Source organism: Streptomyces sp. NPDC041200, assembly GCF_055591805.1.
Genome location: NZ_JBVIZF010000046.1, coordinates 15,011 through 38,788 on the forward strand (window position 1 = coordinate 15,011; position 23,778 = coordinate 38,788).

At 70.3% G+C, this 23,778-nt stretch carries 19 protein-coding genes; 8 read left to right on the forward strand and 11 right to left on the reverse strand.

From position 1 onward, the window contains the following. Window positions 1-99: 99 nt before the first annotated feature. Both ACZ6CL_RS39140 and ACZ6CL_RS39145 read left to right on the forward strand, forming a co-directional pair. Window positions 100-813: a L,D-transpeptidase family protein gene (locus tag ACZ6CL_RS39140; protein WP_468945445.1), complete on the forward strand. Its 714-nt coding sequence runs from the start codon at window positions 100-102 to the stop codon at window positions 811-813. 178 nt (window positions 814-991) lie between these two features. Further along, window positions 992-2,371 carry a cation:dicarboxylate symporter family transporter gene (locus ACZ6CL_RS39145; protein WP_468945402.1) on the forward strand — a complete coding sequence of 460 codons (1,380 nt, stop codon included), beginning with the start codon at window positions 992-994 and terminating at the stop codon, window positions 2,369-2,371. 17 nt (window positions 2,372-2,388) lie between these two features. Here the strand turns inward: ACZ6CL_RS39145 and ACZ6CL_RS39150 are convergent, their stop codons facing one another. Continuing rightward, entirely contained in the window at window positions 2,389-2,829 is a 441-nt protein-coding gene (locus ACZ6CL_RS39150; RefSeq protein WP_468945405.1) for a MarR family transcriptional regulator, read from the reverse strand. A 110-nt stretch (window positions 2,830-2,939) separates the two neighbouring features. On the opposite strand from ACZ6CL_RS39150, the gene ACZ6CL_RS39155 reads away from it, so the two are divergent. Then, window positions 2,940-4,760, forward strand: a complete 1,821-nt coding sequence (locus ACZ6CL_RS39155) for an ABC transporter ATP-binding protein (RefSeq protein ID WP_468945407.1) — start codon at window positions 2,940-2,942, stop codon at window positions 4,758-4,760. 44 nt (window positions 4,761-4,804) lie between these two features. Here the strand turns inward: ACZ6CL_RS39155 and ACZ6CL_RS39160 are convergent, their stop codons facing one another. The 10 genes from ACZ6CL_RS39160 to ACZ6CL_RS39205 all read right to left on the reverse strand — a co-directional run bounded on the left by ACZ6CL_RS39160 (window position 4,805) and on the right by ACZ6CL_RS39205 (window position 15,331). Then, window positions 4,805-5,944, reverse strand: coding sequence for a CaiB/BaiF CoA transferase family protein (locus ACZ6CL_RS39160; RefSeq protein ID WP_468945410.1), 1,140 nt, complete (start codon window positions 5,942-5,944; stop codon window positions 4,805-4,807). 101 nt (window positions 5,945-6,045) lie between these two features. After that, complete coding sequence (locus ACZ6CL_RS39165; protein WP_468945413.1) at window positions 6,046-7,014, reverse strand: acetylxylan esterase; 969 nt, start codon at window positions 7,012-7,014, stop codon at window positions 6,046-6,048. Window positions 7,015-7,126: 112 nt separating this feature from the next. Further along, entirely contained in the window at window positions 7,127-8,170 is a 1,044-nt protein-coding gene (locus ACZ6CL_RS39170; protein WP_468945415.1) for a LacI family DNA-binding transcriptional regulator, read from the reverse strand. 126 nt (window positions 8,171-8,296) lie between these two features. Continuing rightward, window positions 8,297-9,151 (reverse strand): hypothetical protein, encoded by an 855-nt coding sequence (locus tag ACZ6CL_RS39175; RefSeq protein WP_468945418.1) that lies wholly within the window; start codon window positions 9,149-9,151, stop codon window positions 8,297-8,299. A 153-nt stretch (window positions 9,152-9,304) separates the two neighbouring features. Continuing rightward, window positions 9,305-10,087 carry an amino acid ABC transporter ATP-binding protein gene (locus ACZ6CL_RS39180; RefSeq protein ID WP_468945420.1) on the reverse strand — a complete coding sequence of 261 codons (783 nt, stop codon included), beginning with the start codon at window positions 10,085-10,087 and terminating at the stop codon, window positions 9,305-9,307. 7 nt (window positions 10,088-10,094) lie between these two features. Then, window positions 10,095-10,880, reverse strand: a complete 786-nt coding sequence (locus tag ACZ6CL_RS39185) for an amino acid ABC transporter permease (protein WP_468945423.1) — start codon at window positions 10,878-10,880, stop codon at window positions 10,095-10,097. Window positions 10,881-10,895: 15 nt separating this feature from the next. Beyond that, a complete protein-coding gene (locus ACZ6CL_RS39190) occupies window positions 10,896-11,690 on the reverse strand; it encodes an ABC transporter substrate-binding protein (RefSeq protein WP_468945425.1) in 795 nt (264 codons plus the stop codon). A 151-nt stretch (window positions 11,691-11,841) separates the two neighbouring features. Next, window positions 11,842-12,072 (reverse strand): SGM_3592 family protein, encoded by a 231-nt coding sequence (locus ACZ6CL_RS39195; RefSeq protein ID WP_468945428.1) that lies wholly within the window; start codon window positions 12,070-12,072, stop codon window positions 11,842-11,844. 92 nt (window positions 12,073-12,164) lie between these two features. Next, entirely contained in the window at window positions 12,165-14,090 is a 1,926-nt protein-coding gene (locus tag ACZ6CL_RS39200; protein ID WP_468945430.1) for a glycoside hydrolase family 127 protein, read from the reverse strand. 155 nt (window positions 14,091-14,245) lie between these two features. Then, window positions 14,246-15,331: a MerR family transcriptional regulator gene (locus ACZ6CL_RS39205; protein ID WP_468945432.1), complete on the reverse strand. Its 1,086-nt coding sequence runs from the start codon at window positions 15,329-15,331 to the stop codon at window positions 14,246-14,248. A gap of 256 nt (window positions 15,332-15,587) precedes the next feature. Here ACZ6CL_RS39205 and ACZ6CL_RS39210 point away from each other — a divergent pair, with 256 nt between their 5' ends. The 5 genes from ACZ6CL_RS39210 to ACZ6CL_RS39230 all read left to right on the forward strand — a co-directional run. Then, complete coding sequence (locus tag ACZ6CL_RS39210; protein WP_468945434.1) at window positions 15,588-16,619, forward strand: DUF8189 domain-containing protein; 1,032 nt, start codon at window positions 15,588-15,590, stop codon at window positions 16,617-16,619. A 161-nt stretch (window positions 16,620-16,780) separates the two neighbouring features. Then, on the forward strand, window positions 16,781-18,664 hold the full coding sequence (locus ACZ6CL_RS39215; protein WP_468945435.1) for a family 43 glycosylhydrolase: 1,884 nt from the start codon (window positions 16,781-16,783) through the stop codon (window positions 18,662-18,664). Then, window positions 18,664-20,094 (forward strand): RICIN domain-containing protein, encoded by a 1,431-nt coding sequence (locus ACZ6CL_RS39220; protein ID WP_468945438.1) that lies wholly within the window; start codon window positions 18,664-18,666, stop codon window positions 20,092-20,094. Before ACZ6CL_RS39215 ends, ACZ6CL_RS39220 begins: the two co-directional genes overlap by 1 nt. A gap of 106 nt (window positions 20,095-20,200) precedes the next feature. Continuing rightward, window positions 20,201-22,738, forward strand: a complete 2,538-nt coding sequence (locus tag ACZ6CL_RS39225; protein ID WP_468945440.1) for a glycoside hydrolase family 127 protein — start codon at window positions 20,201-20,203, stop codon at window positions 22,736-22,738. A 68-nt stretch (window positions 22,739-22,806) separates the two neighbouring features. Continuing rightward, window positions 22,807-23,778, forward strand: a 972-nt coding sequence (locus ACZ6CL_RS39230; RefSeq protein ID WP_468945442.1) for an aldo/keto reductase, incomplete at its 3' end; no start/stop codon positions are given.

Sequence of the window (23,778 nt, forward strand, 5' to 3'; positions counted from 1 at the left end):
GGTTTTCCCGCAGGGGGATGGAACACGCCAAACCCGCGCGCGCCGGGCCCACGCCGGAGTGGGACGATGGGGTCCATGCGAATTTCCGGCACGGTGTCCATGCGTACGGCGGTCGTGACCGCCACTGCCCTTGCCCTTCTCACTGCCTGTGGCGGAGGCGGGGACAGCGGTGGGGACAAGGGCGGCGGTCAGGGAAAGCACGCGATGCGCAGCAAGGCGCCCAAGCCGGACCCCACTCGCATCCCGGAGGTGGGAAATGCCCTCCAGTCCAAAATCCCCGGAAACGCACGGCAGGTTGTCGCGGTCTACGGCAAAGGAGTGAACTCCGCGGACGCGACCGTGGTGCTGTACACCAAGGAGGGCAAGGACTGGAAGCGCGCCCGTAGTTGGGCCGGGCACAACGGCAAGCGCGGGTGGACGACGCGTCATCACGAGGGGGACAAGCGCAGCCCGGTCGGCGTCTACACGCTCAGCGACGCGGGCGGAGTGCTCCCGGACCCCGGCGCCCGGTTGCCGTACTCCGAAACGCCCGCCTTCGCCGCTCCCCACTCCTGGCCCAAGTCGCACTGGACGGACTTCAACTACGTCATCGCCATCGACTACAACCGGGTCAAGGGCACCTCACCGCTCGACCCGACCCGGCCCGAGGGGCAGCGCAAGGGCGGCAGCATCTGGCTGCACATGGACCACGGCAGCGGTACGTCGGCCTGTGTGAGCCTGCCCAAGTCCGGCATGGAGTACCTGCTGAGGAACCTCGACCCCGGGCGGCACCCGGTGGTGGTGATGGGGGACAAGGCGCACCTGGCCGCCTGAGCCCGGGCGAGGCACGGACGTAACACAAGGACACCAGGGTTTTCGCGGCCGTTACACGCGACTCATCGGCGGAAACACGCGCTCGGCCATAGTGGCGCTGCGCGGAAGTAACTTTCCGCATCTCAGAAGTCCCTGCAAGTCCCCGGATGTCCCTGGACATCCCTGCCGAGGAGTCCCTGTGCCGCACCCCTCACCATCCGTCGCCCGGCGCGCAGCGAGAGTGCTGCGCACATCGCTCTTCACGCAGGTCGCCTGCGCGCTCGTCCTCGGAGTCGCGGTCGGAAGGCTGTGGCCGGACGTGGGCACGGCCGTCCAGCCGCTCGGCGACGGCTTCATACGCCTGATCAAGGCGGTCATCGCGCCGCTCGTCTTCTGCGTGGTCGTCGGGGGCATCGCGAAGGCCGGTGATCTGAAGGCGTTCGGGCGGATCGGGCTGAAGGCGCTGATCTGGTTCGAGGTGGCCACCACGGCGGCGCTGATCCTCGGCCTGCTCGCCGCCAATCTGGTCGGGCCCGGCACCGGTATGCATGTCGATCCCGCTTCCCTGGACGGCTCGGCCGTGGACGCCCAGACCTCCGGTGGCCAGCTGCCGTCGGCGTCCCAGTTCGTGCTGGACGCGCTGCCGGACAGCGCTGTCGGCGCCTTCGCCGAGAACTCCCTGTTGCAAGTCCTGGTGCTGGCCTGCCTGGTGGGTGCGGCCGTGCTGCACCTCGGAAAGACCAAGGTGCCCGCGATCCTCCCGGCCATCGACCAGGCTCAGCAGGTCGTCTTCGCCGTCGTCGGTTTCCTCATGCGGCTCGCGCCACTCGCGGTCTTCGGCGCCATGGCCCATCTGGTCGGGCAGTACGGACTGGGTGCCCTGTCGACGTACGGCAAGCTGATCGCGCTGTGCTACGGCGTCGCGCTGCTCTTCCTCGTCCTGCTCGCCGTGGCCCTCAAGGCGGTCACCGGGCTGAGCCTCTGGAAGTTCGTCCGGTACACCCGTGAGGAGATGCTGCTCGCGCTCGGCACCGCCTCCAGCGAGAGCGTGCTGCCGCGGGTGATGCAGAAGCTGCGGGCGGCCGGATGCCGCGAGGACGCGGTCGGGCTGGTGCTGCCCACCGGCTACTCCTTCAACCTGGACGGCGCGTCGATCTACCTGTCCATCGGCACGCTGTTCATCGCCCAGGCGGTCGGCGTCGACCTGAGTCTGGGCCAGCAGATCACCGTCATCCTCGTGCTGATGCTCACCAGCAAGGGCATGGCGGGTGTGCCCGGATCGGCCTTCCTCGCCCTGTCGGCGACGGCCTCGGCCCTCGGCACGATCCCGGCCGCCGCCGTCGCGCTGCTCCTCGGGGTGGACCGGATCATGGACTCGATGCGGGTGGCCACCAACCTGCTCGGCAACTGTGTTGCGGTGTTCGCCGTCGCGCGGTGGGAGGGCGCGCTGGACACCGAACGGGCCCAGCGGGTCCTCGGTGGGGAGGAGGCCGGTGAGCAGGCCGCCGTCGTCCCGGCGCCGGACCCCGTGGTCCCGGCCGGGGCCGCGCCGGTGACCGGTCCGGCCAAGCGCGGCTGACCAGCCCCGCCCCCGTGTCAGCAGTGGTTGCCGGGGGGCCCGGAGAGGTCGTCGAGCAGGTCGCCGAGGGCGTCACGCTGCTGATCGCTCAGCGGTGCCAGGACGTCCTCGGCGGCGGCCCGGCGCGCGTCGTGCAGGGCGCGCAGCGTCGAGCGGCCGGTCTCGGTCAGCTCGATCCGTACCACCCGTCGGCTGGACGGGTCCGGCGCACGGCGTACCGAGCCGTGCGCCTCCAGCGCGTCCACCAGCGAGGTCACCGCGCGCGGGACCACCTCCAGGCGCTCCGCGAGGTCCGCCATCCGTGGCGGTCCGTCGTGGTGTGCCACGGTGCGCAGCAGCCGGGCCTGCGCCGGGGTGATGCCCAGCGGCTCCATATGGCGCTTCTGGGCGCGCTGCAGTCGGCGGGTCAGGCGCAGCAGCTGCTCCGCGAGGCGGCCGGATGTCTCGGGGGTGGACATGATCGCAGTCTATCGGACCCTGTTCATTGTGAGTATAGGTAACAGTGAGCTATGCTCGGTAAGTCCGTGCCGTCTGCCATCAGAGTGCTGTCTGCCATCAGAAGGAGCCCATGCCTCACGACACACCGCCGTGGACCCCGTCCACTCCCGAGCCGGAGCGGCCCGCGCAAGTGCGGCGCATCCTCCGGCTCTTCCGCCCCTACCGTGGCCGTCTCGCCCTGGTCGGCCTGCTGGTCGCCGCCTCCGCGCTGGTCTCGGTCGCCTCGCCGTTCCTGCTCCGCGAGATCCTCGACAACGCCATCCCCGGGCGGCGCACCGGTCTGTTGACCCTGCTCGCCCTCGGGATGATCGCGGCCGCCGTCGTCAACAGTGTCTTCGGCGTCCTGCAGACCCTCATCTCCACCACGGTCGGCCAGCGCGTCATGCACGACCTGCGCACCGCCGTCTACGACCGGTTGCAGCGCATGCCGCTCGCCTTCTTCACCCGCACCCGCACCGGCGAGGTGCAGTCCCGGATCGCCAACGACATCGGCGGCATGCAGGCCACCGTCACCTCCACCGCGACCTCGCTGGTCTCCAACCTCACCAGCGTCGTGGCCACGGTTGTCGCCATGCTCGCCCTCGACTGGCGGCTGACCGTCGTCTCGCTGCTCCTGCTGCCGCTGTTCGTCTGGATCAGCCGCCGGGTCGGCAACGAGCGCAAGAAGATCACCTCGAAGCGGCAGAAGCAGATGGCGACCATGTCCGCGATGGTCACCGAATCCCTGTCGGTGAGCGGGATCCTGCTCGGCCGCACCATGGGACGCTCCGACTCGCTCACCCAGGAGTTCAGCCGGGAGTCCGAGCGCCTGGTCGGCCTCGAGGTGCGGGCCAGCATGGCCGGCCGCTGGCGGATGTCCACCATCGGCGTCGTGATGGCCGCCATGCCCGCCGTCATCTACTGGGCCGCCGGAATCGCCCTCCAGACCGGGGGCCCGGCCGTCTCCATCGGCACCCTAGTCGCCTTCGTATCGCTGCAGCAGGGGCTGTTCCGGCCCACCGTCAGCCTGCTGTCCACCGGAGTGGACATGCAGACCTCCCTCGCGCTCTTCGCCCGCATCTTCGAATACCTCGACCTGCCGGTCGACATCACGGAGCCCGCCCGGCCGGTGCGGCTGGAGACGGTGCGCGGCGAAGTCCGCTTCGACGGCGTCGACTTCGACTACGACGCCCAAGATCCGGCCTCGCCGCAGGGAACCCTGCGCGGTATCGACCTGACCGTCCCGGCGGGCGGCAGCCTGGCCGTCGTCGGGTCGACCGGCTCCGGCAAGACCACCCTCAGCTATCTGGTGCCCCGGCTGTACGACGTGACCGGCGGCCGGGTGCTGATCGACGGGGTCGACGTCCGGGATCTCGACTTCGACAGCCTCGCCCGCGCGGTCGGCGTCGTCTCCCAGGAGACGTATCTCTTCCACGCCTCGATAGCCGACAACCTGCGCTTCGCCAAGCCCGACGCGACCGACGCGGAGATCGTCGCGGCGGCCGAGGCCGCCCAGATCCATGACCACATCGCCGCCCTCCCCGAGGGCTACGACACCCTGGTGGGGGAGCGGGGTTACCGCTTCTCCGGCGGGGAGAAGCAGCGGCTGGCGCTGGCCCGGACGATTCTGCGCGACCCTCCCGTCCTCATCCTCGACGAGGCCACCAGCGCCCTGGACACCCGCACCGAGCACGCCGTGCAGAAGGCCATCGACGGCCTCACCGCGGGGCGCACCACCATCACCATCGCCCACCGGCTCTCCACCGTGCGCGACGCCGACCGGATCGTCGTCCTCGACGGCGGCCGCGTCGCCGAGCAGGGCACCCATGAGGAGCTGCTCGCCGAGGACGGCCGCTACGCCGCCCTGGTACGGCGCGACGCCCAGCTGTCGCCCGTCGTCCCCGTCGCGTAAGCCCCCGGAAGCCCCCATAGAGCCCCCGGAGTCCGGTGCGTCCGTCAGGAGAACTCGGCGCGCACCGCCTCCGTGTGCTCGCCCAGCGCGGGCACCGGCCGCAGCGCCGCCTGACGCCCCTCCACCTCGACCGGTGGCAGCAGGCCGCGCAGCGGCCCGACGGGCGAGCCGAACTCGCCCCAGCGCTCCCGGGCGGCCAGCTGCGGATGTCCGGCCAGCCCCGCGACGTCCCGCAGCCGCGCGTTGGCGATGCCCGCCCCGTCCAGCAGGGCCACCAGGCCGTCGGCCGTATGGTCCGCGAAGGACCGTTCCAGCTCGGCCGTCAGCTCCTCGTCATGAGTGCGGCGCAGCGGATTGTCGGCGAAGCGCGGATCGCGGATCAGCTCCGGGCGTCCCACGACGCGCTCGCACAGGGTGATCCACTCGCGGTCGTTCTGCACGCTCAGGAACACCTGGGCGCCGTCGCCGCAGCGATAGGCCCCGTACGGGGAGATCGACGGATGGCGAGCGCCGCTGCGCGTCACCCCGCCTCCGCCGTAGGCCTGCGCGAAGTACGGATGGCCCATCCACTCACCCAGCGCGTCGAGGAGGCTGACGCTCAGATCCGTCCCCGCGCCGGTGCGCTCCCGCTCGTACAGCGCGGTGAGGACGCCGGTGTACGCGTACATCCCGCCCGCGATATCGGCGATCGAGATTCCGGGGCGGGCGGGCTCCTCGGGGCTGCCGGTGATCGACAGCAGCCCCGCCTCGCACTGGACGAGGAGGTCGTACGCCTTCTTGTCCCGGTACGGCCCGTGGCTCCCGTAACCGGTGATCGCGCAGTTGATCAGGCGTGGATGCCCGGCCCGCAGCGCGTCCGCCGAGAGCCCGAGCCGGTCCACCGCCCCGGGCGCGAGGTTGTGCACGAACACATCGGCACGGGCCAGCAGCGCGTCGAGCAGGGACCGGTCCGCGGCGTCCTTCACATCGAGGACGACGCTCTCCTTGCCGCGGTTGACCCACACGAAGTACGCCGACATGCCCTTGACCTCACGGTCGTAGTCCCGGGCGAAGTCGCCCCGCCCCGGCCGCTCCACCTTGATCACCCGCGCGCCGAGGTCGGCGAGCTGGCGGGTGGCGAACGGGGCGGCGACGGCCTGTTCGAGGGCGACGACGGTGATGCCGTCCAGGGGTTGTACGGGCATGGGGCGACTCCTTCGGTACGACTCCGCCACGACGGACAGCCCCTGTCTACCCCGCGGTGAGCGGCCGCCGAACGCCGCTCACCGCGCCGGATCCGGCCGGTTCAGCCGAGCAGCTCCCGCAGATAGGCGATCTGCTCGCCCTGCTGGTGGGGGCCGCCGCCCTCGTGGCCGTTGAAGGACCACACCTTCAGGTCCTTCTCGCCCGCGTAGTGGTGGTACGCGGCGAAGCCGCACGAGGTCGGGGTGATCGCGTCGCGCAGGGCGGTCGAGAACAGCGCGGGCGCGCTCGCCCGGACCGCGAAGTTGAGGCCGTCGAAGTGGTCGAGGGTCGCGAAGACCCGCTCGGTGAGATCGCGCTGTCCGGCGCAGAAACGGGCCAGTTCGCCGTACGGATCGGCGTCGGTGATCTCGACGGCCCGCCGGATGTGCGTCATGAACGGCACGTCCACCAGCGCCGCGGCCAGATCCGGCACCAGCCCGGCCGCCGCGAGAGCCATGCCGCCGCCCTGGCTGCCGCCGCTGACGACGATCCGGCCCGAGTCGACCAGCGGATGCGCACGGGCGGCCTCCACCGCGCGCACGGCGTCGGTGTACAGCCGCCGGTAGTAGTAGGTGTCCGGGGAGAGGATCCCCTGGGTCATCTTGCCCGGCGCTTCTGGCCCGGTGCCACCGGCCGGATCCGGGGTGTCGCCGGGGGCGTGCTGCGCCCAGCCCTGGCCCCGGGTGTCCATGACGAAGACCGCGTAGCCCACCGACGGCCACAGCAGCCAGTTGTGCGGCAGCCCCCGGCCGCCGTTGTAGCCCTGGTACTGCACCACGCACGGCAGCGGGCCCGTTGCGTCGCGCGGGGCCAGCAGCCAGCCGCGTATCCGGTGCCCGCCGAACCCGGAGAACTCGGCGTCGTAGGTGTGCAGCCGGGCCAGGCCCGTGTCGGTCTCGGTGAAGACCGGGTCCAAATCCGCGGTGCGGGCCTCGGTGAGGGTGCGCTCCCAGAACGCGTCGAAGCCGTCCGGCTCGGGCAGCGGGGGCCGGTAGGTGCGCAGCTGGTCCAGGGGAAGATCGACGAACACGGGGCGAAGACCTCCGGAGAATCGGTACGGCGATGGCCAGGGGCGACGTGGTGAGGGTGAGCTGCGGACGCCCTGGATCGTTCGGACATCCGATCAGCGTTCGACTTCTCGGTCAAGAGGAAATACGGGCCGGGGGAGCGGTGCTGGACCTGACGATCAGCCGGGTGGACAGCTCGGTCCGCGTCCCCTCCGGAACCTCCCCCGCCCTCAGCCGCAGCAGGGTGCGCAGCGCCGTCGCCGCCATCTCGGACAGCGGCTGACGGACCGTGGTGAGCGCCGGTGTCGTCCAGCGGGCCTGCGGCAGATCGTCGAAGCCCACCACGCTCATGTCCTCCGGCACCCGCGACCCCCGTTCCCGCAGGGCCCGGTACGCGCCGAGCGCCATCGGGTCCGAGCACACGAACACCGCCGTCGGCGGCTCGGGCAGGTCCAGCAGTTCCGTCATCCGCTGGTACGCCCCGGCCTCCCGGAAGTCGCCGTAGCGTACGTACGACGGCGGCACCCGCAGCCCGGCCGCGGCCATCGCCGAGCGGAACCCGGCCATCCGCGCGCCGCTGCACACCTTCCGCCGGTGTCCGCCGATCACCGCGATCCGCCGGTGTCCCAGCCCGAGCAGATGCTCGGTCGCGCTCACCCCGCCCTGCCAGTCGGCGGCGCCCACGGACGCCACGCCCGGCGGCGGCACCGCCCCGGGATCGATCATCACGAACGGGACCCGGTGCTCATCGAGCCAGGCGTACTGGGTGGGCGTCAGCTCCGCGAGGTGGAACAGCACCCCGGAACTGCCCCGGGCACACAGCTTGTCCAGCCAGCCGCGCTCGGGCCGCCCGTCGCGGATGCGCGGCAGCCCGGCCGACACCACGACCTCGAGGCCCGCGTCGTGTGCCGCCGCCTCCACGCCGTGCAGCACCGCCCCCGACCCCGCGCCGTCCAGGGAATGCACCACCAGATCGACCAGGGCGGGCGGCCGGGGCGACTCCAGGCGCGGCTTGCGGACGTACCCCAGGCGGTCCAGGACCTCGCTGACCCGGCGACGGGTGTCGGGCGCCACGTCCTCGCGGCCGTTGACCACCTTCGAAGCGGTCGGCACCGAGACCCCTGCCTCGCGGGCGATGACCGCCAGCGTGGGACCCGTCGACCCCGGGGAACGCGCCATCGAGATACCCCTTCCCGAAACCGCCCAAGCGCGACGCCGACCGGGCAGAAACCGGTTACTACATTAAGGCCGCCCCAACTCGGACGGGAAGCCCCGGGAGTTGAGGCGGCCGTCGCTCCGTGACCGTCACAGGCCGTAGCGGTTCTTCAGATGGCGCCAGAAGTCCCGGTACATCCACTTGTCGAATTCGGTGATGCGGTCGGCGGATCCGGCCTTCATGAGGAAGCCGCCCACGCCGGTCGGGGTCCAGTCGTAGAAGTCGTCCAGACCGTAGGTGTGCCCGATCTCGTGCAGCAGGACGTGAATGTTGTCCTGGTTCACCGCGCCCAGCATGTACTCGCTGCCGATGCGCTGCCCCCAGTCGCCCCCGGCACCGCCGCCGAAGCCCTTGGTCAGCCACAGCGACTGGTCGTAGTGGCGGGCCGCGCCGCCTGGGCACTTGGAGTAGTTGCCGTCCTGGTGGAAGAAGCGACCGCAGTCCGGGGCGCACTGCGGAGCGCCGCCGCCATCCAGTCCGGTGTAGATGTCGACCGAGTTGTCACTCCACTGCAGCGTGGAGCGGTTCTTGACGGCCCAGCCGACGATCTTGACCGGGACCTCCTTGTACGGGAAGTTCTCGAATCCCGCGACCTGGTCGATCCACTTCTTCGACTGGCGCTTGAGCGCCGTATGGATCTGGTCGCGCACCTGCGCCGTGACCGGCTGGTCGGATTCCCAGCGGACGCAGTAGTTCAGGCTGCCCTTGTTGGCCATCACCTGATCCCAGCCGTAGTTCTTGAAGCCGTACAGGTTGGGATAGGTGGACTCGACGTGCCGCCAGACCTCGTTCAGCGGCTGGACGAGGTTGCTCGGCGGGTTCCAGGTGTCCGACGCGCCCGTCCCGGCTGCGTCGGCGGGTGCGGTGAATCCGATGAGGGACAGCGCCCCGGCCGCGGTGGCGGTCAGGAGGGCGCGCAATCCGCGGAATCTTCGTGCGGGCATGGCGGCTCACTTCCGTGTGGGGAACGGGAGCGGGCGGCGCACCCCCGGGGAGTGGCCGTACGGGGACGCCGCCCGCACCCTCCAGTCGCCCCCGCGGTCCGGAAAGTTGCCGCCCCTTCCCGGATGCGCGCGGACTGACAAACCACCGCGCGCTCAGCGGCCGGTACGGGCGTCCTGCGAGCCGTCGTCCGGAACCACCCGGGCCGCGGCCGGGTCCAGCACCCGGGTGAGGAACGCCCTCGTCCGGGGATGCCGCGGCGCGGCCACCACCTGCTCGGGGCCGCCCTCCTCCACGACCACCCCGTCGTCCATGAACACCACCCGGTCGGCGACCTCCCGCGCGAAGCTCATCTCATGCGTGACCACCAGCATCGTCATCCCCTCGTCGGCAAGCCGCCGCATGACCGCGAGGACGTCCCCGACCAGCTCGGGGTCGAGGGCCGAGGTCGGCTCGTCGAACAGCATCAGCTCCGGGTCCATCGCCAGTGCCCGCGCGATCGCCACCCGCTGCTGCTGCCCGCCCGACAGCTGCGCCGGATAGGCGCTCTCCTTATCCGTCAGGCCCACACGGCGCAGCGTCTCCCGCCCGATCCGCGCCGCTTCGGCCTTGTCGCGGCGCAGCACCCGCCGCTGCGCGATGGTCAGGTTCTCCAGCGCTGTCAGATGCGGGAAGAGGTTGAACGCCTGGAACACCATGCCGATCCGCCGTCGCACCCGGTCGATGTCCACATCCGGGTCGGTGACCTCTGCCTCGCCCACGGTCACCGAGCCCGACGTCGGCTCCTCCAGCATGTTCACACAGCGCAGCAGGGTCGACTTGCCGGAGCCGGAAGGACCGATGACACAGACCACCTCACCCCGCTCCACCACGAGGTCGATGCCCTTCAGCACCTCCAGCCCGCCGAACGACTTGCGCAGCCCCCGGATCCGGATCACGGTCCGGTCACCTCGCCTTCGCGGTACGGGCTTCCAGCCACCGGACCAACTGGCCCAGCGGGACGGTGATGAGCAGGTAGCACAGCCCGGCGACCAGGATCGGAGTGAGACTGCGGTGCTGATTGAGCGCGTCCCGGCCGAACTTGGACAGCTCGTACTGGTCCAGGGAGAGTCCGAGCAGATAGACCAGCGACGAGTCCTTGGTCAGCAGGATCAGTTCGTTGGTCAGCGGCGGCAGCACGATCCGGAACGCCTGCGGGATGACGATCGAGACCATCGCCCGGCCGTGGGACATGCCGAGCGAACGCGCCGCCTCCATCTGCCCCTTGGGAACGGCCCGGATGCCCGCGCGGATCGTCTCCGCCATGTACGCGGCCCCGACCAGACCGAGCGCCAGCATGACCGTCACATACCGGTCCAGCGCCACCTGGAAGGCGAGCGGCACGCCGAAGCCGAGCGCGATGAACACCAGCAGCGCCGGTACGCCGCGGAAGAACTCGATGTACGCCACCGACAGCCACCGGTACGGCGGAACCTGTGAGAGCCGCATCAGCGCGAGCAGCAGCCCGGCCACCAGCCCGAAACCGAAGCCGAGCAGGGTGTAGACGACGGTGTTGACCAGGGCGGTGGTGATGATGTCGGGGAACTGGGACCGGGCGACGTCCGCGTCGAAGAACGCGCGGCGCAGTTCACCCCAGTCCGCGGCCAGGACGATGACGAGCAGCACGGCGGCGAGCACGGCGTACTGCACCGTCCGTACCGCCCGCGCCCGCTGCCGACGGGTCATTGCCATCACGGTGCGGACTCCTCAGCTCCTGGGCGCGGTGCCGAACCACTTCCGGTAGATCGTCTCGTAGCGGCCGTCCTTCTTCGCGTCCGCGAGCACCTGGTCGATCTTCTTGCGCAGGGCGTCATTGCCGGTGCGCACGGCGATGCCGTACTTCTCCCCGGTGCTGAACTCGGCCGTCACCTCGGTGTCCGGGTTGTCCTTGACGAAGTCGTACAGCACCCCGTTGTCGTTGATGCCCGCCGCGACCTGCCCGGTCTTGACCGCGGAGACCAGCAGTCCGAGGTCCTCGAACTGGACCAGCGTGGCGCCCACGGCCCGCTTCTGGGCGTAGGTCTCCCCGGTGGTCCCCTGCTGGACCGCCAGCCGTTTGCCCTTGAGGTCGGCGAGGGTGCGGTACGGCTTGCCCTTCCGGGTGAGCAGCGCCTGGGTGGCTTCGAAGTAGGGGCGGGAGAAGTCCAGGTTCTTCTCGCGGACGGCGTTGATCGTCATCCCGGCCGCGGCGACGTCACAGGTGGAGGTGTTGAGGTCCTCACCGGACTGGATGCCCTCGAAGGGCGTGTCCACGATCTCCTGCTTCACCTTCAGCTCCGAGGCGACGAGATCGACCAGATCCACGTCGAAGCCGACGATCTTCTTGCCCTGCCGGGACTGGAAGGGCGGATAGGGCAGATGGGTGCAGGTGGTCAGCTTCCCGGACTTCACCAGGCTGATGTCCGGACCGCCGGAGTCCGACGGTTTGGTGCTGGTACAGCCGATGAGCAGGGCGGCAGCGGCGGCAGTGGCTATGACGGGCAGCGCGGAGCGAGCGGACACGGCACCTCCGGGACATGGTCGGCGAACGACCCCACGGGACACGTGATCAATGCGTCGGCCCGCATCCTGCCACTCTCCGTGCGGCCTTGACCCCGCCGTGTGCGTTGCGAGCGCATAACGGCCGCGGGGCCCCTCGCTACGGAAGCCCCCGCTAGCGCCGCCGTCGCCGCCTGCGGCGCTTGCTCCAGAACCAGCCGGCCGGCGGCTCGTCCGCCCGCCAGGGCTGGGGCTCGGGCGCGCCGCGCCGCCGCCAGCGCGCGGTCAGCATGCGCGTACGCGCGGCGGGCTCGGCGACCCCCGCGCCCCGGATGAAATCCTCGTCGAGAACGACGTCGTCCCAGTCGTCCGCCTCGTCCCCCCGGTCTGTGGAGCCGGTGCTCAAGGGGCACCTCCCGTCCGCCCGTGTGCCACGTGGGCACGAAGCGTGTTCCTGGAGCGAGGAACGTGCGGGACCCCCGCCGGGTTCCGAACGGCTCAGGCGGGGATCCAGGCGCGCATCGGCCCGGTCTCCCGGTTCGCCCAGGCGTAATAGGGGATCGCGGTGACGCGCACCGGGTCGCCGATGCCACCGATGTCGCCCCCGGCGCCCGGGTACGGCCACCAGCCGTCGGGCGGGGCCGCCTTGCGCAGCGCCCGGGCCATGATCACGGTCACCCCGCCCAGCAGCCGCGGCCGGTGCTCGGCGACCAGATCGGTGCCCGTATCGAGCCTGATGCCGTCCAGTCGCAGCCCGGCGGGCTGGTCCGGCTGCTCCAGGCAGTACACCAGTGGTCCGTACTCGATCGCGGCGCAGCCGCGCACCGCGTCGACCCGTGGGTCGGGCCGGGTCAGCCGGGGCGTCAGCGGCAGGGACAGGACCACGGCCTCGCCCGGCCGCCAGCGGCGCCGCAGCCGCAGCCAGCCCCGCTCCGCGCGCTGCGTCACCGGCTCGCCGCCGACCGTCGCCTCGTACCGGTCGGCCCAGTGCGGAATGCGCAGCGACAGCGTCCAGTCCGCGTCGGCGGGAGCCTCGTCCACGACCACCGCGATCCGGCCCTCCCAGGGATAGCCGGTGCCCACCCGCACCGCCCCGCCGCCCGCCGCGTACACCCCGGACGCGTACTGGTGCAGCTGCAGGCCCCCGGCGTCACCGCTCGCCATGTAGTACGGCAGGGAGGCCAGCAGCCGCATCACATTGGGCGGGCAGCAGGCGCAGCGGAACCATGGCGTCCGCCGTGCCTCCTGGTCGCCGTGCGCCGCCGTGCGGCCGTCGCGGACCTGGAGCGGATTCACGTACAGCCAGCGCTCGCCGTCCAGGGAGACCCCGGACGCGAAGCCGTTGAACAGGGTCCGTTCGATCAGGTCGCTGTAGCGGGCGTCCCCCGTGAGCAGCGCCATCCGCCAGCTGAACTGGATCGAGGCGATGGCCGCGCAGGTCTCCGCGTACGCCCGGTCCGGCGGGAGTTCGTAAGCGTCGCCGAAGGACTCCAGATCGTGCCGGGAGCCGACGCCGCCGGTCAGATGGGTCTTGGTGGCGACCATGTCCTCCCACAGCCGCACCAGCGCGTCCCGCAGCTCCCGGTCGCCGGTCTCGGCCGCCAGGTCCGCGGCCCCGGCCAGCAGATACAGCTGGCGCACCGCATGCCCGGCGACCGCCCGCGCCTCCCGCACCGGGACGTGGTCCTGCCAGTAGGGCGCCCCGGGGCGCGTCCCGCCGTCCGTCCCGCCGTCGCCGAGCGTGCCCGTACCGCGCCGGTCCACGAAGTACCCGGCCAGATCGAGATAGCGCCGCTCGCCGGTCTCCCGGTACAGCTCGACCAGCGCCGTCTCGATCTCCGGGTGCCCGCACACCGCGTCCACGGCCTTGCCCGGGCCGAAGACCGCGTCGATGTGATCGGCGAACCGCACCGCCACGCCGAGCAGTTCGTCCCCGCCGGTGGCCCGCCGATGCGCGACGGCGGCCTGGAGGAGATGGCCCGCGCAGTACAGCTCGTGCCCCCAGTGCAAGTCCGTCCACCGCCGGGCGCCCGGCCTGGCCTGGTAGTACGTCTGCAGATAGCCATCCGCGTCCTGCGCGCCCGCCACCAGGGCCGCCAGCCGCGCCACGTGCACGGCCAGTTCCCCGGCGGCGGGCCCGCCCGGCTCCTCGGCGAGCTGCCAGGACGCCGCCTCCAGCCACTTGTGCACATCGGAGTCCTGGAACGGGAAGTTCCCCGTGAACCCCTCGTCCGTCTGCCCGGCGGCGGCCCGCAGATTGGCCAGATTGCCCGCCTCCTCCAGCCGCTGAGGCCCCTGCGGAACGCTGACCTCGGCATTGATACGCCGTTTCGCGGCCCAGAACCCTCCGGTGATCCGGGCCGTGACGGGCGGCCGGAGAGCGGTGTGCGCGTCCTGCGAGAGCCGGATCGGTCCTACGGACATCTGACTACCCCTTACCCCGTACGTTCCGTGGCGGCCATGCCTTCCACGACCGGGCGGGCCGCACGCGCCATGTGGTCCATTCCACTGCACTTCGGCACCGGAGTCAGGAGGGGAGACGGGGGATATCGCGATCCGTGCGAGCAGCCCACGGAACGTCAGGCGCCGGGCTCCGCAGCCCTGTCCACCACATGGGCCACACCACACGTGACGTTGTCGGGCCCGCCCGCGCGGTTGGCGAGGGCGATGAGTTCGAGCGCCGCGTCCCCGGGATCGGCCACCGAGGCCAGTACGCCCCGGATCTCCCCGGCGGTCACCACGGCGCTGAGCCCGTCCGAACACAGCAGATACCGGTCACCCGCCACGGCGTCTCGCAGCGTCAGATCGGGTGCGAACGCCGCCCCGCCGCCCATGGCCCGCAGTAGCAGCGCCCGCCCGGGGTGGGAGGCGGCCTCCGCCGCGGTGATGCGCCCCTCGTCGAGCAGCGACCGCACCACGGTGTGGTCGTGGGTGATCTGGAACAGCTCGCCGTCGCGCAGCAGATACGCCCGCGAATCGCCGATGTGCACCAGCCCCAGCCGGGATCCCGACCACACCATCGCGGTCAGCGTCGTCCCGACGTCGCGCAGCGCGGGGTCGGACGCGGCCAGTTCGCGCACCGATGAGTGCGCCCGGCGCACCGCGTCCTCCAGGGCGCTCAGCAGCTCGGCTCCCGGAACCTCGGCCTCCAGCGGCTTGAGCGCCTCGATCGCCGCCTCGCTCGCATGACGGCTGCCGCCGAAGCCGTCGGCGACGGCGAGCAGACGGGGACCGGCGTACCCAAAGTCCTCGTTGCTTTCCCGGACCGAGCCCCGGTCGGAGAGCACGGCGTAGCGGACCCCCAGGGTGCTGTGGGCAGAAGACATGGTGACGTCCTTTCCTGACAGCTGGTCGACGAGGAAGGCGGCCAAGTCACGCCGGGCCGCCGTATCGGCCTCGACCCGCGCCCAGTACGTACGGACCTCCCGCGCCGCCGCGCCCGGGTCCAGCTCGCACACGGTACGGATGCGGGCCAGCGGCATCCCCAGCCGGCGCAGCCAGGCCACCAGCCGGGCCCGCTCCAGCTGCGCCGGGTCGTAGAGGCGGTAGCCGGAGTGCGGGTCGACACGGGCGGGCGTCAGCAGCCCGAGTTCGTCGTACAGGCGGAGCGCCTTGGGAGACAGCCTCGATGCCTTCGCGAACGCGCCGATCGTCAGCAGCCCCATGCTCGTCCTCCTCGCGCCGGGCACCTCGCCCGGCCACCACGATGCTGGAGCTTCCCCCTGGGAGAAGGTCAACCAAGCTCAACCAAGGGCAATGAAGACCAATTGGAGATCACATACAAACCCTTATGTCTTACTCATTTATATTTATCAGTCATATCCTTTCATTCGCCCTTCTTCAGGTATTCGTTGTGCTTGGCGAGGGAACTGACGGGACATCCGCACAGACTCGTGGCAGCCACGAGGCGAGGGAGGACCCATGTCCGTTTCCACCACGCCCGGAACCGTGTGGGGCACCTGGATCAATCTGCAAGGCGGCATCCACTCCGAGCCCGCGCCGGTGGCCCAGGCCGACGACCGGATCCAAGTCTTCATCCGGGGCGGGTCGAACGTCCTCTGGAGCAGACTCGAAACCCGCGACGGGGGATGGGGGGCCTGGCAGCAGTACACCGGCCTGTCCGTCGACGGCATCCCCGCCCCGATCCGCGGCAAGGACGGCAAGGTGCGGGTCTTCTACCGCACGCCCGGCAACAACCTGGAGGTTATCACCCAGACCTCCATCAACTCCGGGTACGGACCGCCCCAGACGCTGGCCACCGGCATCGGGGACGATCCGGCCGCGGCGCTCAGCGCCGACGGCAGCATCTACGTGTTCTTCCCCGGCACCGACAACGCCCTGTGGTACCTGCATAACCAGGATCTGCAGTACGAGACGTACACCGCGCCGGCGTCGCTGGGTGGTGCGATCTTCGCCACGCCGTCGCCCATCCTCGACGGGGGAGGGCGGATCGTGGTGGCGGTCAAGGGGAGCGGCGAAACCCTCTACACCATCCAGCAGCAGGGCGAGAACTCCGGCCTCTGGGAGGCCTTCTCCCTCAACGCCACCAACGTGACCAGCCGCCCCTCGGTGTGCCTGGACGCGGCGGGCAGGGTGCAGATCTTCTTCCGGGGGGTCGACGGCTCCGTCCGGCGCGTCGGACAGACCGACGGCTACGACTCGTTCAACCCCGCCGTGAGCCTGGGCGCCCAGATCGTGTGGCGGCCCACCTGTGGCCTGGGCCAGGACGGCCGGGTCAACGTGTTCATCAAGGCGACCGACAACGCCCTGTGGGTCGCCGTCCAGCAAACGGAGAACGGCACCACCTACACCGGTTTCCAGTCCCTCGGCGGGGTCATCGGCTCCGCCGGTATCAGCGTTCCCATCGCCAACGAGGAGAATCTGCTCTACGTGTTCCTGCAGGGCAACGGGGTCGCCAGGGACCTCTGGCTGCAGCGCCAGACGTTCGTCTGAGCCGCGCTCCGGGGGCTCCACGGTTTTCGAAACTTTCGCACCTGTCTCAGGGGCTGTTGAAAGTCATCAGAACCTTTAATCTCCGAACAAATTCGATCAGCGAGCAGGTTGATCATCGGAGAGTGCGGGAGCCCCCGCATGCCCACAGCAGGAGAGCGACGATGAGCCGCAGTGACGGACAGCCCAGCCGCAGACGGGTACTGATGGGGGCCCTGGCCCTGGGAGCGGTCGCGGGAACCCCCGGCCTGGCCGAGGCCGCCACCCCCTCCGCGCGGGAGACCGCCGCCAGGGCCGCCCGGTACGCCAATCCGCTGGTCCGCAACCGCGCCGATCCGCACATCTTCCGGCACACCGACGGCTACTACTACTTCACCGCCACCGCCCCGGAGTACGACCGCATCATCCTGCGCCGCTCCAGAACCCTCAGCGGCCTCGCCACCGCGGCCGAGTCGGTGATCTGGAAGAAGCACACCAGCGGCGACATGGGAGCCCACATCTGGGCTCCGGAAATCCACTTCATCGACGGCAAGTGGTACATCTACTTCGCGTCCGCGCCCGCGAACGACGTCTGGAAGATCCGGATGTGGGTGCTGGAGAACGCCAGCGCCAACCCGTTCGCCGGGACCTGGACCGAGAAGGGCCGCATCGCCACCCCCATCGACTCGTTCTCGCTGGACGCCTCCACCTTCGTCCACCGCGGCACCCGCTATCTGATCTGGGCGCAGAGCAACCCGGACGTCGGCAACAACTCCAGTCTCTACATCGCCAAGATGGGCAATCCCTGGACCATCACCGGGCCGCAGGTGGAGATCTCCCGCCCCACCTACGACTGGGAGACCCGCGGCTACAAGGTCAACGAGGGCCCGTCCGTCCTCCAGAAGAACGGGCGGCTCTTCCTCACCTACTCCGCGAGCGCCACCGACGCCAACTACTGCATGGGCCTGCTCACCGCCTCCGCGGACAGTGACCCGCTGGCCGCCGCCTCCTGGAAGAAGAGCCCCCAGCCGGTCTTCACCAGCAATGACACCACCAAGCAGTACGGGCCGGGCCACAACTCGTTCACCGTCGCCGAGGACGGCCGCACCGATGTCCTCGTCTACCACGCCCGCCAGTACAAGGACATCACCGGCGACCCGCTCAACGACCCCAACCGGCACACCCGTATCCAGACCCTTGGCTGGAAGGCGGACGGCACCCCGGACTTCGGCGTCCCCGTGGCCGACGGGCCCGCTCCGGACACCGGGGCCGCCACCCGCTACACCATGACCGCCTTCACGAACAGCAGTGAATCCAACATGTACGTGTACGAGTCGACGGACGCGCTCGCCTACACGCTGCTCAAGGGACCGGCGTTCACCCCGCCCGCGGAGTTGATCCGCGACCCCAGCATCATCAAGCACACCGACGGCTACTACTACATCGTCTACACCACCAACTGGACCGGGAACACCATCGGGTTCGCGCGCAGCCGGGACCGGGTCAACTGGACCTTCGTCCGCAATCACACGCTGCCGCTCGCGGGAGTCGAACGCACCTGGGCCCCCGAGTTCTTCGTCGACGGAGACGGCAGCGTCAACGTCATCGTGTCGCTCGACACCACCGTCACCCCGGACTACATCTTCCGGCCGCATCTGCTCACCGCCACCAACGCCGCGCTGTCGTCCTGGACCACCCCGAAGCCGCTCACCGGCCTGGACAAGGCGAACTACATCGACACCTTCGTGGTCCGCCACGGCGGGCAGTACCACGCCTTCACCAAGCACGAGACGACGAAGTACATCGAGTACGCGACCGCCACCAGCCTCGGGGGCCCCTACACCCTCCGCGGCACCGGCGACTGGGCGGGCTGGGGCAGCTGGCGCGAGGGACCGGCGCTGGTGCCGCTGGGAGGCGGCGGCTGGCGGATCTACTTCGACGGCTACGCCGAGAAGAAGTACTACTACAGCGACAGCTTCGACGGTTTCCGTACCTGGACGCCCATCCGGCAGTTGCCGGGGCTCTCCGGTGTCGCCCGCCACTTCACCGTCCTGAAGGAGAGCGTGTGATGCGCGGACGCCTATGGGCCCTCGTCGTGGCCACCGTACTCGGGCTGCTGGCCCCGCTGGCGGGTGCCGGTGCCGCGCAGGCCGCCCCCGTCACCATCGCCAACGCGACCCAGTTCACCACAACCTCGGGCGAGGCGCTGCACGCGCACGGCGGCGGAGTCATCAAAGTCGGCGCGTATTACTACTGGTTCGGGGAGAACCGCAACGCGGACAACACCTTCCGCTATGTGTCCGCCTACCGCTCCACGGACCTCAAGAGCTGGGAGTTCCGCCGCCACGTCCTCACCCAGGCCACCGACCCCGAGCTGGCCACCGCCAACATCGAACGGCCCAAGGTCATCTACAACGAGCGGACCAAGCAGTTCGTGATGTGGGCGCACAAGGAGAACGGAAGCGACTACAGCGAGGCGCGCGCGGCCGTCGCCACTTCCGCCACCGTCGACGGCGACTACACCTGGCGGGGCAGCTTCCGCCCGCTGGGCCAGCACATGTCGCGCGACATCACCCTGTTCAAGGACAGCGACGGCACCGGTTACATGATCTCGGCCGCCCGGGAGAACTACGACCTGCACATCTACCGGCTGACCGACGACTACACCGGTGTGGCGAGCCTGGTGGCCAACCCCTGGCCCGGCGGCCACCGCGAGGCCCCCGCGCTCTTCAAACGCGGCAACGTGTACTTCATGCTGACCTCCGGTGCCACCGGCTGGAACCCCAACCAGCAGCAGTACGCCACCGCCACCAGTCTGGCCGGTCCCTGGAGCGCGATGCGCAACGTCGGCGACGCCACCGCGTACGGCTCGCAGACCGCCTACGTCCTGCCGGTGCAGGGCGCCCGGACGACCTCGTACCTGTACCTGGGCGACCGCTGGGGCAACTCCTTCGGCGGCAAGGTCAACGACTCGCGCTATGTGTGGCTGCCGCTGAACTTCCCCACCGCGACCACTCTGACCATGGACTGGTATCCGCAGCTGACCATCGACACCGAGGCGGGCACGGTGACCGGCTCCGGCGGTCCGTACACCCCGCTGAAGGCCCGGCACAGCGGCAAGTGCGCCGACATCCTCTCCGCCGCGCAGACCGACGGCGCCGCTGCGGTGCAGTACACCTGCAACGGCGGCGGCAACCAGCTGTTCTGGTCCAGGAGCGCGGGCGGCGGGTACGTCCAGCTGATCGCACGGCACAGCTCCCAGTGCCTGACCGTGGCCGGTGGCTCCACCGCTGATGGCGCGGCGGTCGTCCAGTCGGCCTGTGGTACGGGCGCGAACCAGCAGTGGCAGGTCACGGACACCGGCGGCGGCTACGTACGGCTCACTGCCCGCTCCAGCGGCAAGTGCCTGGACGTGGCCGACGAGTCCACGGCCGACAAGGCCGCGATCGTCCAGTGGAGCTGCACGGGTGGCACCAACCAGCAGTGGCAGCGCGGCTGAACCTCCGGTGGGCAAGGGGCTGTTGACATCCCCGGAGGTGCCGGTAGCTTCACGTGCGCACAATGTCGGACGTTGTTCGTAATTTCGAACCTCCGTGAGGAGAGTCATGAACGAACCAGTCGACAGACGGCACTTCATCGCCACCACCGCCACCGGGGCCGCGGCCGTGGTGCTCAGCGCGGCCGCCGGTGGCACCGCGGCCGCGGCCGCACCCGGCGCGGCCCCGGCCAAGCCCCGGGCGCTGACCAGCGTCCGGCCCTTCCCGCTCACCGCCGTGACCCTGCTCCCCGGCGCCTTCAAGGACAACCAGTCCCGCAACACCGCCTATCTGCGCTTCGTCGACATCGACCGGCTGCTGCACACCTTCCGCCTCAACGTCGGCATCGCCAGCAGCGCCCGGCCCTGCGGCGGCTGGGAGAGCCCGACCACCGAACTGCGCGGCCACAGCACCGGCCACCTCCTGTCCGGCCTCGCCCTGACCTACGCCAACACCGGCGACGCCGCACTGCTCGACAAGAGCCGGAGCCTCGTCGCCACCCTCGCCGCCTGCCAGGCGAAATCCCCGGCCGCCGGGTACGGGACGGGCTATCTGTCGGCGTTCCCGGAGAGCTTCTTCGACCGGCTGGAGGCCGGGAGCGGGGTGTGGGCCCCGTACTACACCATCCACAAGATCATGGCCGGGCTCGTCGACCAGTACCTGCTCGCGGACAACGACCAGGCCCTGGAGACCGTGCTGCGCCAAGCCGCCTGGGTCGACACCCGCACCGCGAAGCTCAGCTACGACCAGATGCAGCGCGTGCTGGAGACCGAGTACGGCGGCATGAACGACGTCCTCGCCGATCTGCACACGATCACCGGCGACAGCCGGTGGCTGAGGGTCGCCGAGCGCTTCACCCACGCCCGCGTCTTCGACCCGCTCAGCCGGAACGAGGACCGGCTCGCCGGACTCCACGCCAACACCCAGATCCCCAAGATGGTCGGCGCCCTGCGGCTGTGGGAGGAGGGGCTGAACAGCCGCTACCGCACCATCGGCGAGAACTTCTGGAAGATCGTCACCGATCACCACACCTACGTCATCGGCGGCAACAGCAACGGCGAGGCCTTCCACGAACCCGACGCCATCGCTGCCCAGCTTTCGGGGAGCTGCTGCGAGAACTGCAACAGCTACAACATGCTCAAGCTCACCCGGCTGATCCACTTCCACGCGCCCGAGCGCACCGACCTGCTCGACTACTACGAGCGCACCCTCTTCAACCAGATGCTCGGCGAACAGGACCCCGACTCGGCCCACGGCTTCAACATCTACTACACGGGCCTCGCCCCCGGCGCCTTCAAACAGCAGCCGTCCTTCATGGGCCCCGACCCGAACCAGTACTCCACCGACTACGACAACTTCTCCTGCGACCACGGCAGCGGCGTGGAGACCCACGCCAAGTTCGCCGACACCATCTACACCCGTGGCGACCGCAGCCTGCTGGTGAACCTCTTCATCCCCTCCGAGCTGCGCTGGCAGGAGAAGGGCATCACCTGGCGCCAGACCACCGGCTTCCCCGACCAGCAGACCACCACCCTCACCGTCGCCTCCGGCGCGGCCTCCCTGGAACTGCGGGTGCGCATCCCCTCGTGGGCGTCCGGCGCCCGCGCCAAGCTCAACGGCACCACCCTCCCCGACCAGCCGAAACCCGGCAGCTGGCTGATCATCGACCGGCAGTGGAAGACCGGCGACCGGGTCGAGGTCACCCTGCCGATGGCACTGCGGCTCGACCCCACCCCCGACGACCCCGACATCCGGGCCGTGCTGTACGGGCCCGTCGTGCTGGCCGGGGCGTACGGCGACCGCACCGGCATGACCATGCCGCGCCTCAAGCAGGACTCCGTGGTCCAGCAGTCCACCAGCCCGATGCGCTTCACCGCGACCGCGGACGGGCAGAGCGTCAGCCTGCTGCCCATCGCCCGCGTCCACCACCAGCGCTACAACGTGTACTGGCTGACCGGGCAGCCGCCCACCCCGCCGCCCGCCTTCGCCGCCTGGTACCGCTTCGACGAGACCTCCGGCACCACCGCCGCCGACGCCACCGGCCGCGGCAAGACCGCCCGGCTCACCGGCGGCGCCACCTGGACGACGGGCAGGACCGGCGGCGCCGTCGCGCTGAACGGCGGCAATGGCTACGTCACCCTCGCCGACGACCTCCTCGCGGGCGCGACCGCGTACACGCTCGCCACCTGGGTCCGGCTGGACGGCACCCCCGCCGCCTGGACCCGGATCTTCGACATCGGCACCGGCGTCACCGCCAACATGTTCCTCACCCCGGTCGCCGACTCCGGGAAGCTGCGCTTCGCCATCACCGCGGGCGGAGGCGGCGCCGAGCAGCGCATCGAGGCCGACCCGCTGCCCACCGGCCAGTGGACCCATGTCGCCGTCGCCTACGGCGGCGGCACCGCCGTCCTCTACGTCGGCGGGCGCGAGGTGGGCCGCAACACCCGCGTCACCGTCGAGCCCGTCCACTTCGGCAACCGCATCCGCGCCGCCTACCTCGGCAAGTCGCAGTACCCCGACCCGTACCTCAGGGCCGCGTTCGACGACTTCCGCGTGTACGGCCGGACACTCAGCGCGAATGAGGTCGCCACGCTGGCCGAAAGCTGACAAGCTCGGGCGGGCGGGCCACGGTCCGCCCGCCCCCGAACCGACCGGCATGGACAAGGACGACGTACATGGCCCACCTCGCGGCGGAGAACCGCTACGACTCCATGCAGTACCAGCGCTGCGGGCGCAGTGGCGTGCTGCTGCCGAAGGTCTCGCTCGGCCTGTGGCACAACTTCGGCGACACCCATCCGCTCGAGACCCAGCGCGACGTCCTCCGCCGCGCCTTCGACCTCGGCGTCACCCACATCGACCTGGCCAACAACTACGGGCCGCCGCCCGGCAGCGCCGAGAGCAACTTCGGTTCGGTCTTCGCCCAGGACTTCCGCCCCTACCGCGACGAGCTGTTCATCGCGAGCAAGGCCGGATATCTGATGTGGCCCGGGCCGTACGGCGAGTGGGGCTCGCGCAAGTACATGCTGTCCAGCCTCGACCAGTCGCTGACCCGCATGGGCCTGGACTACGTCGACGTGTTCTACTCCCACCGCTTCGACCCGGACACCCCGCTCGAAGAGACGATGGGCGCGCTCGACAGCGCGGTGCGGCAGGGCAAGGCCCTCTACGCGGGGCTGTCGAACTACCCGCCGGAGGCCATCGCGGAGGCGGCCGCGATCCTCAAGGACCTGCGCACCCCGTACCTGATCAACCAGCATCCGTACTCGATGCTCCAGCGCGGGGTCGAGGGCGGGGTGCTGGAGGCCTCCGCCGCGGCCGGTGCCGGTGTCATCGCCTTCTCGCCGCTCGCCCAGGGCCAGCTCACCGACCGCTATCTGAACGGTGTGCCCGCCGACTCCCGGATGGCGCTCGGTCACTTCCTCAAGCGCGAAGCGCTCACCGAGGAGCGCCTCGCGCTGCTGCGCGCCCTCAACAAGATCGCCCAGGGGCGTGGCCAGACCCTGGCCCAGCTGGCGCTCGCCTGGGTACTGCGGGATCCGCGGGTGGTCTCCGTGCTGATCGGCGCGAGCAGCGTCGCCCAACTGGAGCAGAACGTCGCGGTCCTGGACTCGCCCGGCTTCAGCGACGAAGAGCTGACCGAGATCGAC

Bases quoted from the DNA above. Each gene is read 5' to 3' on its own strand.
- ACZ6CL_RS39140 (WP_468945445.1), top strand. From the start codon at position 100: ATGCGTACGGCGGTCGTGACCGCCACTGCCCTTGCCCTTCTCACTGCC.
- ACZ6CL_RS39150 (WP_468945405.1), bottom strand. From the start codon at position 2,829: ATGTCCACCCCCGAGACATCCGGCCGCCTCGCGGAGCAGCTGCTGCGC.
- ACZ6CL_RS39155 (WP_468945407.1), top strand. From the start codon at position 2,940: ATGCCTCACGACACACCGCCGTGGACCCCGTCCACTCCCGAGCCGGAG.
- ACZ6CL_RS39160 (WP_468945410.1), bottom strand. From the start codon at position 5,944: ATGCCCGTACAACCCCTGGACGGCATCACCGTCGTCGCCCTCGAACAG.
- ACZ6CL_RS39170 (WP_468945415.1), bottom strand. From the start codon at position 8,170: ATGGCGCGTTCCCCGGGGTCGACGGGTCCCACGCTGGCGGTCATCGCC.
- ACZ6CL_RS39175 (WP_468945418.1), bottom strand. From the start codon at position 9,151: ATGCCCGCACGAAGATTCCGCGGATTGCGCGCCCTCCTGACCGCCACC.
- ACZ6CL_RS39185 (WP_468945423.1), bottom strand. From the start codon at position 10,880: ATGGCAATGACCCGTCGGCAGCGGGCGCGGGCGGTACGGACGGTGCAG.
- ACZ6CL_RS39200 (WP_468945430.1), bottom strand. From the start codon at position 14,090: ATGTCCGTAGGACCGATCCGGCTCTCGCAGGACGCGCACACCGCTCTC.
- ACZ6CL_RS39205 (WP_468945432.1), bottom strand. From the start codon at position 15,331: ATGGGGCTGCTGACGATCGGCGCGTTCGCGAAGGCATCGAGGCTGTCT.
- ACZ6CL_RS39210 (WP_468945434.1), top strand. From the start codon at position 15,588: ATGTCCGTTTCCACCACGCCCGGAACCGTGTGGGGCACCTGGATCAAT.
- ACZ6CL_RS39215 (WP_468945435.1), top strand. From the start codon at position 16,781: ATGAGCCGCAGTGACGGACAGCCCAGCCGCAGACGGGTACTGATGGGG.
- ACZ6CL_RS39220 (WP_468945438.1), top strand. From the start codon at position 18,664: ATGCGCGGACGCCTATGGGCCCTCGTCGTGGCCACCGTACTCGGGCTG.
- ACZ6CL_RS39225 (WP_468945440.1), top strand. From the start codon at position 20,201: ATGAACGAACCAGTCGACAGACGGCACTTCATCGCCACCACCGCCACC.